The 14,335-nt window shown below is 39.0% G+C and carries 16 protein-coding genes; 12 read left to right on the plus strand and 4 right to left on the minus strand.

The features are described 5' to 3' along the window. Positions 1–7: 7 nt before the first annotated feature. The 3 genes from tgt to QEZ38_RS04915 all read left to right on the plus strand — a co-directional run bounded on the left by tgt (position 8) and on the right by QEZ38_RS04915 (position 3,705). Complete coding sequence (tgt, locus tag QEZ38_RS04905) at positions 8–1,150, plus strand: tRNA guanosine(34) transglycosylase Tgt (protein ID WP_248035875.1); 1,143 nt, start codon at positions 8–10, stop codon at positions 1,148–1,150. A gap of 132 nt (positions 1,151–1,282) precedes the next feature. After that, positions 1,283–3,100: an acyltransferase family protein gene (locus tag QEZ38_RS04910; protein WP_281335202.1), complete on the plus strand. Its 1,818-nt coding sequence runs from the start codon at positions 1,283–1,285 to the stop codon at positions 3,098–3,100. A 263-nt stretch (positions 3,101–3,363) separates the two neighbouring features. Continuing rightward, a complete protein-coding gene (locus QEZ38_RS04915; RefSeq protein ID WP_153225650.1) occupies positions 3,364–3,705 on the plus strand; it encodes a metal-sulfur cluster assembly factor in 342 nt (113 codons plus the stop codon). A gap of 43 nt (positions 3,706–3,748) precedes the next feature. Here QEZ38_RS04915 and QEZ38_RS04920 read toward each other — a convergent pair whose 3' ends face one another. Together QEZ38_RS04920 and ilvD are read right to left on the minus strand one after the other, a co-directional pair. Then, positions 3,749–4,117, minus strand: a complete 369-nt coding sequence (locus QEZ38_RS04920; protein ID WP_153225651.1) for a VOC family protein — start codon at positions 4,115–4,117, stop codon at positions 3,749–3,751. A gap of 105 nt (positions 4,118–4,222) precedes the next feature. Beyond that, positions 4,223–5,926, minus strand: a complete 1,704-nt coding sequence (gene ilvD, locus QEZ38_RS04925; RefSeq protein ID WP_248035870.1) for a dihydroxy-acid dehydratase — start codon at positions 5,924–5,926, stop codon at positions 4,223–4,225. 184 nt (positions 5,927–6,110) lie between these two features. Here ilvD and QEZ38_RS04930 point away from each other — a divergent pair, with 184 nt between their 5' ends. The 4 genes from QEZ38_RS04930 (at position 6,111) to rpmG (ending at position 7,817) form a co-directional block, all read left to right on the plus strand. Continuing rightward, complete coding sequence (locus tag QEZ38_RS04930) at positions 6,111–7,118, plus strand: SPFH domain-containing protein (protein ID WP_281335203.1); 1,008 nt, start codon at positions 6,111–6,113, stop codon at positions 7,116–7,118. Between the two features lie 2 nt (positions 7,119–7,120). Beyond that, positions 7,121–7,321, plus strand: coding sequence for a type II toxin-antitoxin system antitoxin (locus tag QEZ38_RS04935; protein ID WP_248035866.1), 201 nt, complete (start codon positions 7,121–7,123; stop codon positions 7,319–7,321). A 148-nt stretch (positions 7,322–7,469) separates the two neighbouring features. Continuing rightward, positions 7,470–7,652 carry a 50S ribosomal protein L32 gene (rpmF, locus tag QEZ38_RS04940; protein ID WP_000290417.1) on the plus strand — a complete coding sequence of 61 codons (183 nt, stop codon included), beginning with the start codon at positions 7,470–7,472 and terminating at the stop codon, positions 7,650–7,652. A 15-nt stretch (positions 7,653–7,667) separates the two neighbouring features. Beyond that, positions 7,668–7,817 (plus strand): 50S ribosomal protein L33, encoded by a 150-nt coding sequence (rpmG, locus tag QEZ38_RS04945; protein WP_001265622.1) that lies wholly within the window; start codon positions 7,668–7,670, stop codon positions 7,815–7,817. 280 nt (positions 7,818–8,097) lie between these two features. Here rpmG and QEZ38_RS04950 read toward each other — a convergent pair whose 3' ends face one another. After that, positions 8,098–10,722, minus strand: a complete 2,625-nt coding sequence (locus QEZ38_RS04950) for an SEC10/PgrA surface exclusion domain-containing protein (RefSeq protein WP_281335204.1) — start codon at positions 10,720–10,722, stop codon at positions 8,098–8,100. A gap of 141 nt (positions 10,723–10,863) precedes the next feature. Between QEZ38_RS04950 and QEZ38_RS04955 the strand changes: the two genes are divergently transcribed. Continuing rightward, positions 10,864–11,199, plus strand: coding sequence for a helix-turn-helix domain-containing protein (locus tag QEZ38_RS04955; RefSeq protein ID WP_049530007.1), 336 nt, complete (start codon positions 10,864–10,866; stop codon positions 11,197–11,199). A 38-nt stretch (positions 11,200–11,237) separates the two neighbouring features. On the opposite strand, the gene QEZ38_RS04960 is transcribed toward QEZ38_RS04955, so the two are convergent. After that, entirely contained in the window at positions 11,238–12,005 is a 768-nt protein-coding gene (locus QEZ38_RS04960; RefSeq protein WP_281335205.1) for a hypothetical protein, read from the minus strand. Positions 12,006–12,413: 408 nt separating this feature from the next. Between QEZ38_RS04960 and QEZ38_RS04965 the strand changes: the two genes are divergently transcribed. From QEZ38_RS04965 to QEZ38_RS04980, 4 genes are read left to right on the plus strand one after another with little or no spacing between them, the layout of a single operon-like run. Continuing rightward, positions 12,414–12,710, plus strand: a complete 297-nt coding sequence (locus tag QEZ38_RS04965; RefSeq protein WP_270988647.1) for a hypothetical protein — start codon at positions 12,414–12,416, stop codon at positions 12,708–12,710. 47 nt (positions 12,711–12,757) lie between these two features. Continuing rightward, entirely contained in the window at positions 12,758–13,057 is a 300-nt protein-coding gene (locus tag QEZ38_RS04970; protein WP_281335206.1) for a hypothetical protein, read from the plus strand. Next, entirely contained in the window at positions 13,057–13,563 is a 507-nt protein-coding gene (locus QEZ38_RS04975; RefSeq protein ID WP_281335207.1) for a hypothetical protein, read from the plus strand. Before QEZ38_RS04970 ends, QEZ38_RS04975 begins: the two co-directional genes overlap by 1 nt. Beyond that, positions 13,544–14,290, plus strand: coding sequence for an ATP-binding protein (locus tag QEZ38_RS04980; RefSeq protein WP_281335208.1), 747 nt, complete (start codon positions 13,544–13,546; stop codon positions 14,288–14,290). The genes QEZ38_RS04975 and QEZ38_RS04980 overlap by 20 nt, the downstream gene beginning before the upstream one ends. Positions 14,291–14,335 lie beyond the last annotated feature (45 nt).

Here is a 14,335-nt window from a genome sequence, read left to right on the forward strand (position 1 = left end):
GTAAAAAATGTCAGATTCACCAATCAAATATCGTTTGATTAAAAAAGAAAAACACACGGGAGCTCGTCTGGGTGAGATTATCACGCCACATGGAACTTTCCCAACTCCTATGTTTATGCCAGTTGGAACTCAAGCAACGGTTAAAACCCAATCGCCAGAAGAATTGAAAGAGATGGGGTCAGGGATTATCCTCTCTAATACCTATCACTTGTGGCTACGTCCTGGAGATGAGTTGATTGCTCGAGCAGGTGGGCTTCATAAGTTCATGAACTGGGACCAACCTATCTTGACGGATAGTGGCGGTTTCCAAGTATACTCTCTAGCTGATAGCCGTAACATTACAGAGGAAGGGGTAACCTTCAAAAACCACCTCAATGGTTCTAAAATGTTCCTATCACCTGAAAAGGCTATTTCTATCCAGAATAATCTAGGCTCAGACATCATGATGTCCTTTGATGAATGTCCTCAGTTCTACCAACCCTATGATTATGTGAAAAAGTCAATCGAACGTACTAGCCGTTGGGCTGAGCGTGGATTAAAAGCTCATCGTCGTCCACATGACCAAGGATTATTTGGGATTGTGCAAGGCGCAGGATTTGAAGATCTTCGTCGTCAATCAGCTCGCGACCTTGTTAGCATGGACTTCCCTGGATACTCTATCGGAGGGTTGGCAGTAGGTGAAACTCATGAAGAGATGAATGCAGTTTTGGACTTCACCACTCAACTTCTTCCTGAAAACAAACCTCGCTACTTGATGGGAGTGGGAGCGCCAGATAGCTTGATTGATGGGGTTATTCGTGGGGTCGATATGTTTGACTGTGTCTTGCCGACTCGTATCGCTCGTAACGGAACTTGTATGACTAGCCAAGGACGTTTGGTTGTCAAGAATGCCCAGTTTGCGGAGGACTTTACCCCACTTGATCCTGAGTGCGATTGCTACACATGTAAGAACTACACCCGTGCCTACCTTCGTCACTTGCTCAAGGCCGATGAGACCTTTGGTATTCGTTTGACAAGTTACCATAACCTTTACTTCTTGCTCAACCTTATGAAGCAGGTTCGTCAGGCTATTATGGATGATAATCTCTTGGAATTCCGTGAGCATTTTGTTGAAAAATATGGCTACAATAAATCAGGTCGTAATTTCTAAGATTAGTAGACCAAAGCTAAAATCCTAAGTTTTCTCTTAGGATTTTTCTTCTTTTTTTGATAAAATAAAGGTAGTATGGAATGAACATTAGATGGTTTTTTAACTACTCTAATGAACGGAGAATAAACTCGTATGCGTATAAAATGGTTTTCCTTGATTAGGATTACAGGCTTACTCTTGGTACTCTTGTACCATTTTTTTCAGACGGTTTTCCCAGGAGGTTTCTTCGGGGTTGACGTCTTTTTCACCTTTTCAGGTTTCCTAATTACGTCACTTTTATTAGAAGAATTTGGACAAAAAGGTAAGATTGATATCTTAGGATTTTTTAGAAGACGTTTTTATCGGATTTTTCCACCGGTCGTTTTAATGATCCTTGTCGTTATGCCCTTTACTTTCTTGGTTCGGCAGGATTATATAGCCGGGATTGGTGGTCAGATTGCTGGTGTCCTTGGTTTTATGACCAACTTCTATGAAATGTTAACAGGGGGAAGTTATGAATCTCAGTTCATTCCTCATTTATTTGTTCATAATTGGAGCTTGGCTGTTGAGGTTCATTACTATATCTTGTGGGGCTTGGCGGTTTGGTTCTTGTCCAAGCGGGTAAAATCATCTGGACAATTAAGAGGTCTAGTCTTTCTTCTATCATCAGCTGTCTTTATCATCGGTTTTCTTTCAATGTTTATCGGTAGCTTTATCGTTTCTTCCTACTCGACGCTCTACTTTTCTAGCTTTACTCACGTCTATCCTTTCTTTCTAGGCAGTATTTTGGCATCTTTGGTAGGTGTTCGTCAAACGACTACTCTTGTTAAGCGTTTAAATAATACCTGGGATTTGAAAAAGACCTTGCTAGTATTCGGGGCAGGTCTCGGAGTTTTGCTCTTATTGACCTTCTTCGTGAAATTCAATTATCTCTTTGCCTACTTGCTTGGCTTCTTGTTGGCAAGTTTAGCTGCACTTGCTATGATTCTTGCTACTCGAGTCTTGCATGAGAAAACACCAAATATTGAGGAGCCAAGGGTGATTAGCTTCCTAGCTGATACCAGTTACGCAGTATATCTCTTCCACTGGCCGTTTTATATTATTTTCTCCCAATTAATGGGAAATATACTAGCAGTGATTCTCACCACTATCTTTTCTTATCTCTTTGCAAGCCTTTCCTTCTATGTGATTGAACCTTTCATTGCAGGGAAGAACAGTAGCTTATTGCAAAAGGTAAAAGAAATTCCGCATATTCAACCAATCTTTGCGGGTAGCGTCGGATTTCTTGGCTTGCTGACACTGATTGTGATGCTTATTGCCCCCCAAGTAGGCGCTTTTGAAACGGATTTGATGGTAAATGGCCTCAATCAAGCCCAAACCAATATTACCCGTACGAAAACCATGGCGGATCAAGCAGAAGCAAGTCGCTACAATATTGCCGAAGGTGTATCCATCATTGGAGATTCTGTAACCTTGCGTGCAACACCTGGACTTAAAGAGGTTCTACCAGACGCTCAGACAGATGGTCAAGTAAGTAGAAATACCAAGCAAGCCAATGCTATTATGCTCAATCACAGTCAGAATAAAGTCCTCCCTAAAATAGTCGTTATTGCTACTGGAGTGAATAACCCTGAGGATTATAAGGCTGATATCGATTCTTTGATAACGAATCTACCCAAGGGACATCAACTTGTACTTATGACACCTTATGAGGGTGATACAACTCAAGCAACTCAGCCTTATGTAGAACAGTATGCTAGCTATGTGCGTGAAGTGGCTCAAAAGTATCCTTACATTGAGGTTGCAGACTGGAATCAAGTATCTAAAGATCATCCAGACATCTGGAAAGGAACGGATCAGGTTCACTTTGGAAGTGATAATGCCAAACTAGAAGAGGGAGCTAAGCTCTACGCAGAAACGATAGCATCAGCTATCAAGGCCTTGGCAGATAAACCTGTGAAGTCAAAATAATATTTAAAAAGTAGAGATGACCGTTCTCTACTTTTTGTTTTTAGAAAGTATTTCTTAGAAGCTCAATCATTCTCTAAGTTTATCTCTCTAACCTATGCCAATATCCTCTTGCTCTAGGTTGTTAGCTCTCTGGGCAGTTTGGACCAACTATGGCAATCTATATGCTTTCGTTTTTATGGCGAATCCAGTCTTGATTGGGAAAAACTTGCCAAATTGTCAGAATTATGAGAAAATAGGTGCAGTTTACAAATGGAGGGAATGCAATGAGAGAAGATATCAAAATCAATGATCGTGCTTTAGCATTAGGGGATCAAATCATTGACAAGCTAGAAAAAGTTTACGATACAGATGTGGAACTAGATGTCTATAATCTTGGCTTGATTTACGAGATTCATTTGGACGAGGCTGGTCTTTGTACAATTGTCATGACCTTCACCGATACTGCCTGTGACTGTGCAGAAAGTTTACCCATCGAAATCGTGGCAGGCTTGAAACAGATTGAAGGGATTGAAGATGTCAGGGTTGAAGTTACCTGGTCGCCTGCTTGGAAGATTACGCGAATCAGTCGCTATGGTCGCATAGCGCTTGGTCTACCACCACGCTAAAATATAAGAGCTCTCTGCTAATAAACAGAGAGCTGTTTTGTTATCAGATTCCTCTAACTGCGAAATAGTGTCCACTTGGATTTGCAAAGTTAAAGTTAGGGAAAGGTTGAGTACTGATCGGACTGGTGGTATCAGTTACTGCAGCTATGCGCTCGTGAAGACTGCAAAGGTCCGCTGATTCAAAGAGTAGGCTAGGTTTCATATCAACTACCTCTGGCGATACCTGACGAATAAAGTCTTTGGCGTAGACAGTAAAAGTCAGTGTACTGTCCGTGTGAGGTTTCATTTCAAAAGTTTCAAACCCCATAATTTCTGATTGATTAAAAACTTCAAAACCGATAGCAGACCAAAAGTCTCTCTCAGCTGCTATATCATCTACGTAGAGCATAATTCCTGTATTTTTTGAAAACATTGTCTCTCCTTCATAATCATAGTTAGAGCAATTATCTTATCACATTTCACGAGATAAGACAAAGGATTAGAAAAAGCAGTCATTTAGCGACTGCTTATTTTCTAGTTATTTTTTACCAGATTGTTCCATATTCCAGAAATCTGTCACGGCACCACGTGATGCAGAAGATACGGTGTGGGCATACTTACCAAGGACACCACGGCTATAGAGTGGTGGCAAGGTTGTTTCTGCCTTACGTTTTTCAAGTTCTTCTTCGGATACGGCCATAGAAATTTCTTTAGTATCTTGGTCGACAGTGACGATATCGCCTGTACGGAGGTAGGCAATTGGTCCTCCATCCTGGGCTTCAGGGGCGATATGTCCGACAACCAGACCATAAGTTCCACCAGAGAAGCGTCCGTCTGTCAAGAGGGCAACCTTGTCTCCTTGACCTTTACCAACAATCATTGATGAAAGTGATAGCATCTCAGGCATGCCAGGACCACCCTTAGGTCCAACGAAACGAACAACGACAACGTCGCCATCAACGATTTCATCTGACAAGACAGCTTGGATAGCATCTTCTTCTGAGTCAAATACCTTGGCTGGCCCAACGTGACGACGAACTTTAACACCTGATACCTTGGCAACTGCACCGTCAGGAGCAAGATTACCGTTCAAGATGATCAATGGACCGTCCGCACGTTTAGGATTTTCAAGTGGCATAATGACTTTTTGCCCTGGTGTGAGGTCTGCAAAATCAGCCAAGTTTTCAGCGACAGTTTTACCAGTACATGTGATACGGTCTCCATGAAGGAATCCATTCGCCAACAAGTACTTCATAACTGCAGGCACACCACCAACTTCGTAAAGGTCTTGGAAGACATACTGACCAGAAGGTTTCAAATCGGCCAAGTGAGGCACACGTTCTTGGATGGTATTAAAGTCTTCAAGTGACAAGTCAACATTAGCTGCGTGGGCAATGGCGAGCAAGTGAAGAGTAGCGTTTGTAGAGCCACCGAGAGCCATTGTCACTGTAATGGCATCTTCAAAGGCCTCACGAGTCAAGATATCTGAAGGTTTGATACCAAGTTCAAGCATTTTGACAACTGCACGACCGGCTGCTTCGATGTCTTCTTTCTTATCAGCAGATTCAGCTGGGTGAGAAGAAGAACCTGGCAAGCTCATCCCCAAAACTTCGATAGCAGTAGCCATAGTGTTTGCAGTATACATACCACCACAACCACCAGGGCCAGGGCAGGCGTTACACTCGAGACGTTTGACGTCTTCAGCCGTCATATCACCGTGGTTCCATTTTCCGATACCTTCAAATACAGAAACCAAGTCGATGTCTTTACCATCTAGTTTTCCAGGGGCAATCGTACCACCGTAGGCGAAAATAGCAGGGATATCCATATTGGCAATGGCAATCATAGAACCAGGCATGTTCTTGTCACAACCACCGATAGCCACAAAGGCATCCACGTTGTGACCGCCCATAGCAGCTTCGATAGAGTCCGCAATGATATCACGTGACGTTAGAGAGAAGCGCATACCAGGCGTCCCCATGGCAATCCCATCTGCTACCGTAATGGTTCCAAATTGAACCGGCCAAGCACCAGCAGATTTGACACCTTCTTTAGCCAATTTCCCAAAGTCATGCAAGTGGATATTACATGGTGTATTTTCTGCCCAAGTCGAAATGACTCCCACAATCGGTGTTTCAAAGTCCTTATCTGTCATACCAGTCGCACGAAGCATGGCACGGTTTGGTGATTTAACCATGCTATCATAGATGCTACTGCGATGACGTTTATCTAATTCTGTCATTAAGTTCCCTCCCATTTCAGTTTTTACCATTATAGCACATTTTAAAAGCAATGAACAGAAGAAAATTCTTGAATTTTCAGAAAATTCAATACATTGAAATCTTCTTAAAAAATATTGCATTTTTTTATTGACATTTAAAATTAAAGTGATATCATTTAGATATCAAATGCAGGAGGTCATTCTGATGACTGAAAAACTAATCAATTCAAAACCAAATGGTGTAGTAGCCTTGATACTTATCGAGTTGGCACTCGTACTTGGTTTCTTTATATTTATCATGGGTGCTGGTTCGGAAAACGTTTTTGGAATTATTATCGGACTTTTATTAATCTTAATTTCAGTTCTAGCTCATGCTGGTTTAAAAGTTGTCAAACCTCAGGAAGCTCTGGTTTTGACCCTCTTTGGTAACTATACTGGGACTATCAAAGAACCTGGTTTTTACTTTGTCAATCCCTTCAGTATAGCGGTCAATCCTGCAATCCACACCAGACTCGGACAAAGTGGCGATGTTAGCACAAAATCTCCTTTTTCAGGAATGAAATCATCCAATGGCAATGATGTAAATATTGAAATTGGCAAGAAACAGATTTCTCTCAAAGTTATGACTTTGAGTAATTCTCGTCAAAAGATTAACGATTGTTTAGGGAACCCTGTTGAAATCGGAATCGCGGTAACTTGGAGAGTTGTTGATACAGCCAAAGCAGTCTTCAACGTAGATAACTACAAAGAATATCTTTCATTGCAATGTGATAGCGCCCTTCGTAATATTGTCCGCATTTATCCTTACGATGTATCTCCTAATGTGGATACTACAGGTGATGGGCAAGCCGATGAAGGAAGCCTCCGTGGTTCTAGTGAGATTGTAGCTAAACGTATTCGTGAGGAAATTCAAAGTCGCGTAGAGGACGCTGGTTTGGAAATCCTTGAAGCACGTATTACATACCTAGCTTATGCACCAGAAATTGCAGCTGTCATGCTTCAACGTCAACAAGCATCTGCTATTATCGATGCACGTAAAATGATTGTAGACGGCGCTGTAGGAATGGTTGAAATGGCACTGGAACGTCTCAATGAAGGAGAGCTGGTTGAACTAGATGAAGAGCGTAAAGCTGCCATGGTTTCAAATCTCCTAGTCGTTCTCTGTGGCAATCATGATGCACAACCAATTGTCAATACAGGAAGCCTTTATTAGAAATGACAGAAGCTAAAAAAAAGCAAATCCCCCTTCGACTCTCGAATAAGTTATATGCTGCACTCGCATCATGGGCAGAAGATGACTTCCGATCAGTTAATGGGCAAATCGAATATCTTCTCACCGAATGCGTCAAACAACGGAAAAAAGACGGAAAATACGTCTCAGAAACCATTGATGAACCCTTCGAGATTGATATTTAGTCTATTTTCCTATCCATAAGATTGGATAGGAAAATTTTTTTATCTTTTTTTGTCAAGTAACTTTACTTTACAAAAAAGTTTTGATATACTATTAAAGTTGATGAAAATCAAACCTAACTGAATTTATATCTTAAAAGGAGAAAACAAAATGGCAGTACCTGCACGTCGCACTTCAAAAGCGAAGAAAAACAAACGTCGTACACACTACAAAGTAACAGCTCCATCTGTAAACTTTGACGAAACTACTGGAGATTACTCACGTTCTCACCGTGTATCACTTAAAGGATACTACAAAGGACGTAAGATCGCTAAAGCTGCATCAGCTGAATAATAGAAGGGAGATACCATGCGCGTAAATATTACACTTGAACACAAAGAATCTGGTGAACGCTTGTACCTTACTTCTAAAAACAAACGTAACACTCCAGACCGTCTTCAATTGAAGAAATACTCACCAAAACTTCGCAAACACGTTGTGTTTACAGAAGTTAAATAAGGTTTCATTACATTTCAGTACATACTGAAAAACATTGATTTCATGCGATTTTTAAAACATTGAATTTCATTACAAATCATTTGAAATCAGTTCTATGGCAACCTTTTTGGCAACCTTTTTTGAAATAAAAAAGAAAGTCAACAATCGAAGAATGTAAAGTCCTAAGAATTTTCTAGGACTTTTTTCATTCCTAAAAATTGTTGGAATAGCGCAGTCTTTTCAATAAATTTTAGGAATCCAAAAAAATCTTCCTACAATAAGTAAGAAGATTTTTTATTTTTTACTTTCTTAAGTTCTTTTTGGTATACCCTAATCCTAAACTTGCTAATAAGCTAAAACCTAATAAGCCTAGCATCGTCTCCTTTGTTCCTGTATTTGGAAGTTGTTTCTTAGATTCTGCTTTTGCATTTGTATCTTTTGCAGGAGCTTGATATGTTTTATCGTCTTTAGTTCCTACTGTCGCAACTACAGCCTTATTTTGAGCCTTAGCATCCACAACATCAACTACTTTACCGTTAGCGTCAGTAACTTCTTTAGGTTGACCACCTGCTTTACGGATTTCTTCTGCTCTGTCTTTCAAAGCTTGCAATCGTTGTTGTTCAGCAAGGTATGCGTCATGGTCGGCTTTGAGTTGCTTGAAGTTCTCATACCCACGAGCCTTAACTTCTGCGATACCCTCAAGGCGAGCCAACTCTCCCTTAGCAGTCTCCAACTCAGCACGAAGTACCCCAAGTTTAGCATTAGCGTCAGTAAGCTCTTTTTCTAAAGCCTTAAGGACTTCGTCACGGTGTGTAAGGGCAAGTTCAAGAACTGTGTGAGTGTCACTAGCTTCTTTAGACGCTTCACGTTTACGAGCAAGTTCTTGACCAGCTGACTTACGAGCTAAGACTGCTACATCATGAGCCTTAGTAAGGACTTCCAATTCACCTTTGGCAGTTTCAAGAGCCTTGTCAGCATCTGATTGTTCAGCTTTAGCAGTCTCAAGAGCTGTTTTAGCTTCAGCAAGAGCCTTAGCTTTGTCAGTAGCATTTGATTTAGCTAGAGCAAGCGATTCCTTAGCTGTTTGCAAAGCTTGAGTGTCCTGCGCTAGTTTGTCTTTAGCGTTAGCAAGAGCCTTTTCAAGAGCTGAAACATCAATTTTGTTACCTACTACGTTAGATAGATGAGTGCGAGCAGTAGCAAGAGCTGTTTCAGCGTTGGTGTAGGCAGTTTGAGCTGATTGGACAGCTGTTTTAGCTTCTTCAGAGGCTTTGAGGGCTTCGTCATAAGTTGATTGAGCCAGTGAGAGTTTTTCTTGAAGTTTGGCAACTTTTTCGGCAGTTGTTGGGGCAGATACTACCGTTTTATCGAATGTTGAGCCGTCTGAGATTACGTTGTCTGAAGTACCTAGGTAGTGAATTTTTGTAACATCACCTTCGATATAATGAGTGCTTACACCTACATATTGGATAGATGACATAAATGGTTCTGGCTGATAACGAACCAACTGTTTTGCGTGCCCCCAACGAGCATGAGAGTCCCAGTAAAGCATAGCGTATACGTCGTTGTAGATAGCTTGCTTAATTTCTGCAACCGTAGTAAGTTTGTGAATATCATTACCAATAAGTTCTGAAAGAAGAACTTTGTTTTCTTCACCTACACGGTCAAGATTTTCTACATCGTGGTAGTCAATCTCTTTTGAGGTACGAGCAACTTCGTGAGCAATTTTAACTGCACCTTTAGTAACTTTAACAGGCTCTGTACCAAACTGATTACGAATCTGGTTAATCAAGTCAGCTGCAAAAAGAGATAAATCTTCTTCTACAGTTGAGTCAAGGTTATTGATGTCAACTTTGGTGTTTTGGTCTTTCTTAGTTGAGTTAAACGGTAGGTCGTAACGGTAAATCTCACCATCTTTAGTAAGAGTCACTGTACCTGTCTTCTGCAACTCTCTGATACCCTGCTCTTTTAGTTTTTGAGAAAGTGCCTCAGGTTTGCCAGTAGTTAGGTACTCTTTAAGGAGAGCCATATACTCTGGATTCAAAGTGATAGTGTTAACTGCAACATCTGCGTCAGCAATCTCTTCTTTAGCACGGTCGAGGTCATCTTTAGCAGTAGTGACTGCCTTATCTTTGTTAGATTGGTCAGCTTTAGCATTAGCAAGGGCTGTAGTAGCTTGAGCGAGTGTAGATTCAGCTTCAGATACCCCAGTTTGTGCGTCTTTGATAGCTTGGTCTTTGTTAGATTGGGCTTTTTTACCATTGTCAAGGTTAGTCTGAGCAGTTTCTACGGCTTTAGTGTCTTCAGCGACTTGGTTAGTAAGTGTAGCTACCTCTTTTTCAAGTTGGGAGGTGTCAGTAGTAGATGAAAGAGAATCTACTTTCTTCTGAGCGTCAGCTACCTTATTAGCCGTAGCAGTTGCAGTTTTCTCAGCATTAGATACTACCTTAGTTTGGTCAGCTACCTTTTCAGCAGTCGCAGATACAGACTTATCCGCATCAGCTACATTCTTTTCAGCTGTTGCAAGCTCACTGGCTTTCTTTTCTGCGTCAGCCTTAGCCTCAGCTACCTTTTCAGGTGTAACAGAACTAGCTTCTTCTACTTTTTTAGTAGTGTCCGCGATAGTCTTTTCAGCAGTTGCAATGTTTGCTTCAGTAGATGCAACAACTTCTTTTTGCTTAGCTACATCCTGATTAGCCCTATCTGATTCAGCTTTAGCCTTGTCAACATCAGCTTGACTCGGAACTTTAGGAACTACCCCGTCCTTGGCAACTACCCTAGTTGCAGGCTCATTAACTGCTACCTCAGTCTCATTAGCAGATACCCCAGTAGATACCCCTAGAGCCGAGATTGCAAGCGTTGAAATAACTGCGCCAGTACGCAATTTCTTGATGGTTCCGTGACCTTGTGTGTTTGATTCCATCATATAAACTCCTTTTGATAGTTTTATAGTCCTATTTTATCACATGTTGTAGTATTTTGAAACTATACAACTGTTTTTTTCGCTTTTTAAGTAGTTTTTAAAGGACACAAATTTCAGTATGATAGGATTTAAAGAGGTACTGAGATGACAAAAACGAACCTACAATCCTATATCAGCAAGCGAATCCGCCTACTGAGATTACAAAAAAATATCACCCAACAGCAACTAGAGGAGCTGGCGGACTTACCGTTAAAATATACTTATAAATTAGAAAACCTTGAACCAAATATCAAAATCAAGACCCTTGAAAAAATCATGGATGCTCTGGATACAAATATAGAAAGTTTTTTTGACATTTCTCTGACAGAAAGTAATCCGCTGATAAATCAATTATTGTTTAAGCTGGAAAAATTAGCACCTAGTAAGCAAGAGAGGGTCACAAAACTTTTGATTGATTTCCTAGATGAGATAGAAAAATAAGCCGAGTCACATATAGCATGACTTGGCTTTTTTATATTCTATTTCAAGTAGTTATCAAATCCATTTCGCTCTCGTACGTCCTTGATAAAGCTCTCTATATTATCCCAATCCTCGTACTCATCAGCAATCCTAAATGTGTCAAGACGATTAGCTACTTGAGAAAATATTTCGATGTTTTCTTCAGATTCAAATATCTTTTCAACAAGAGGAAGATATTCAATAGCTTTCGAGATAGTATCTAATTTGCTAGTAATTTCAAATAGATTATCTTGTTCAGAGATACTCTTATAAAAGTGATCAATCCATACAATTAGAGCGTAGTCATTAATTTTAGTTTTCTTATTTGGGAACTCTACACTTTTTAAGCTTGATATTATGGAGTTTTTTAATGATTCCGCTCGTTTATCATCTGATAATACAGCTTTTGCCTTATTTTTTAAATCAAGTTTTTCTAATTTATTAGTGATTATATTAGATACTTCTGTAATATAATCTTCATTTTCCTTCTCTATTTCATCCACAATAGTCTCTGCAAATCTTTCTAATGCAGTAGATTTTTTGTTTATATTATCTTTGTCAAAGGAAGGAAAAATAGCTAAATAATTATTTTTAGAAACTACCTTACCAGACAACAAATTTTCTGCTGTCTGGTCGCTCATGTGAAACTTTTCTGCTAGATAAGCAATTTTAGCTTCATAATCTCCACTAATCCCTTGTTCTTCTTTAAACCCTTTAAATTCTTCCATTTTGTGCATCAAATTAACTGTAACTGCAACAAGCATGCGTTCTTCTTTTTTTTCTTCCATAGCAAACATCCTTTACACAAAAAAGTTTATGTATCATTTTAGCATTAATACATTTTAAACGTCAAGATATTAACGGGTTTTTATAAAAGTTTAGGGTAAAACGTTTTCAATAACAATCTTACAAAAATTTATTTTTTTTTGAACCAAATAATCTCGGTAGATAATAAATTATATTCCACTGAAAGTGCTATGTAGCAAGCTTTAAACAATAGTGAGAACAGAAAAAAATCTTAAAAAAAACCAAGAAAAATTATTACTTACATTTTAAGTGAGTTTAGGTAAAGTCTTGTCAGTTTTTATGGAATAATTAAGATGTGAGGTAGCTATCACACAATACATATCTTCAATATATTCAAAAGACCGTAAATATATTGATGCTCTTAATAAAACGGCTAGAAAGGATAACTCATGGAAGCTACACAAACAACAATACAAGGTCGCTTAATTGGGGCATCGGAAGTTAAAGACTATACATCTGGTATCAGCACTGGTCAAACAAATTTGACTATCGGTGTACGAACTTCAGACGGTCGATTCAATCAAACAAATATCAAGGCTGATATGGTTAATGTATCTGATTTTACAACTTTATTTGATGAAAAAGTAGAAATTGTTCTTGAAGGTGTTTCTATCAATGCTTATAACAGTGGAAATCGTGCTGCGCTCTCAGTAAAAGCTAAGTCTGCTTTTATTGAGCTTGTTTAAATTATTGGGGAGGTTTTCCTCCCTCTCATTTATTGGAGGTTTAATTTATGTTCATTTTAAATAGTTTACATGAAACGATTGATTTAAATTTATCATCATACCTTGATAGAAGTAAAACACCTATCATTTTCGATAATCACCCTATAAATCTTCCTAGGGGTAATTTCTACAGCGGTCGTATCAGATTCTGGGTAACCGAGGATTTTTCCGTAGATATAGCAGACTTTGTAGTTAATCAGGTTTATAAACATATCAAGGAAATACTTGAATTTTCTTATGATATTCATGGTTCTTACGTAGATTTTAATTATCGAATGAGGGAGCCTGAAAGCAAGGAGGAAAACTAATGATTTTTCTGTACTCTATTTTACTACTATTTATCCTATTGTTAGGGATTATGACTCTTGTCATTTGGGGAATATATCAATTTGATAAAATATTCCTAAACCAACTTTTCTTTAACTACTTAAACAATAAATATTCTCCTCCTAGAGAGTGGTATAAGATAGGTAGTGTCCAACAGAATATTTATTCTCTGCTACCTACGCTAGAACATTTAAAGGTTAAAGAGCAAGTTAAACTTTCTGATAGTGGTGAATATCTAATAATTCAACTCGGTTCCAATATTTCATCAGAACAACAGCGTGAGATTGAGAATATAGTAAAAGGAATTATTGCAAACCACGAAGTTTCTTATACTATTGATTACAGTCAAGTTGAGTTAGTAAACGGAGGGTGGTTTATTTTCTTAAAATTAGAAACTATTGAGGACGCTACCTTTAATCAGAATGCTAGAGCAACAGAACCTAAAACTCAGGAGGAATTTGACCTTGATGAAATCATTGAGCTCTAAAAATCCATTTCTAAAAGCTGGGGGCGGAACGCCAGATATAGATTTCATACATCTTCTGTTGCTGGGGAGTAGTGGTGTTGGAAAATCTACGGCTGTATTCGCTATCATCAATTATCTATACAATCAAAATCCTGCAAGTAAATTTATTATCTCTGAGATGAAACAGTCTGATTATTTATTTGCGGAACATTTACCCAATGTGTATTTAGGTGACAGAGCTATTTTAGCTATAGATGTAGCTTTTAATGAGATTGAGTTAAGAAAAAAGAATAGAGGAAGAGAAAAAACTCCCTACTATCTTGTAGTAGAAGAATTAACTTCATTATTTGAATTAGCAGGAAAGTCTAAGAAAGAATATCAGGAGAAAATTAGAGTTATTCTTTATACTGGGAGGGCCTTTAATATCAAATTATTAGCCGTTTCACAAGATCTGCTTGCTTCTGCACTAGGGGAGGGATCTGCTCGGAATCAATTTTCTTTAGTCATTGCATTGGGGTCACTGAGGTCATCAGTAACGAAGGGACTTTTTGAACTAGAGGAAGGACAAGAGCTACAAAAAAATTTACCCAAAAGATTTGGCTATCTTCAGCGTTTTGATGATGGTTCTAATGTTATTAAAATTAAGGTTAAACAAGTACCTGATATAAATTTACTGAAGGGACGAGTTCTTGATATATTAGGAAAGTCTGCTAATGTTGTTGAGGCTGTTGACCCTGATTCACTTTAGAGAATCAGATGGTCTTACAGCCTCGCCAGCTTTAGCTGGCTGTTA

The sequence above is a fragment of the Streptococcus taonis genome (assembly GCF_029948085.1).
Classification (GTDB): Bacteria; Bacillota; Bacilli; order Lactobacillales; family Streptococcaceae; genus Streptococcus; species Streptococcus taonis.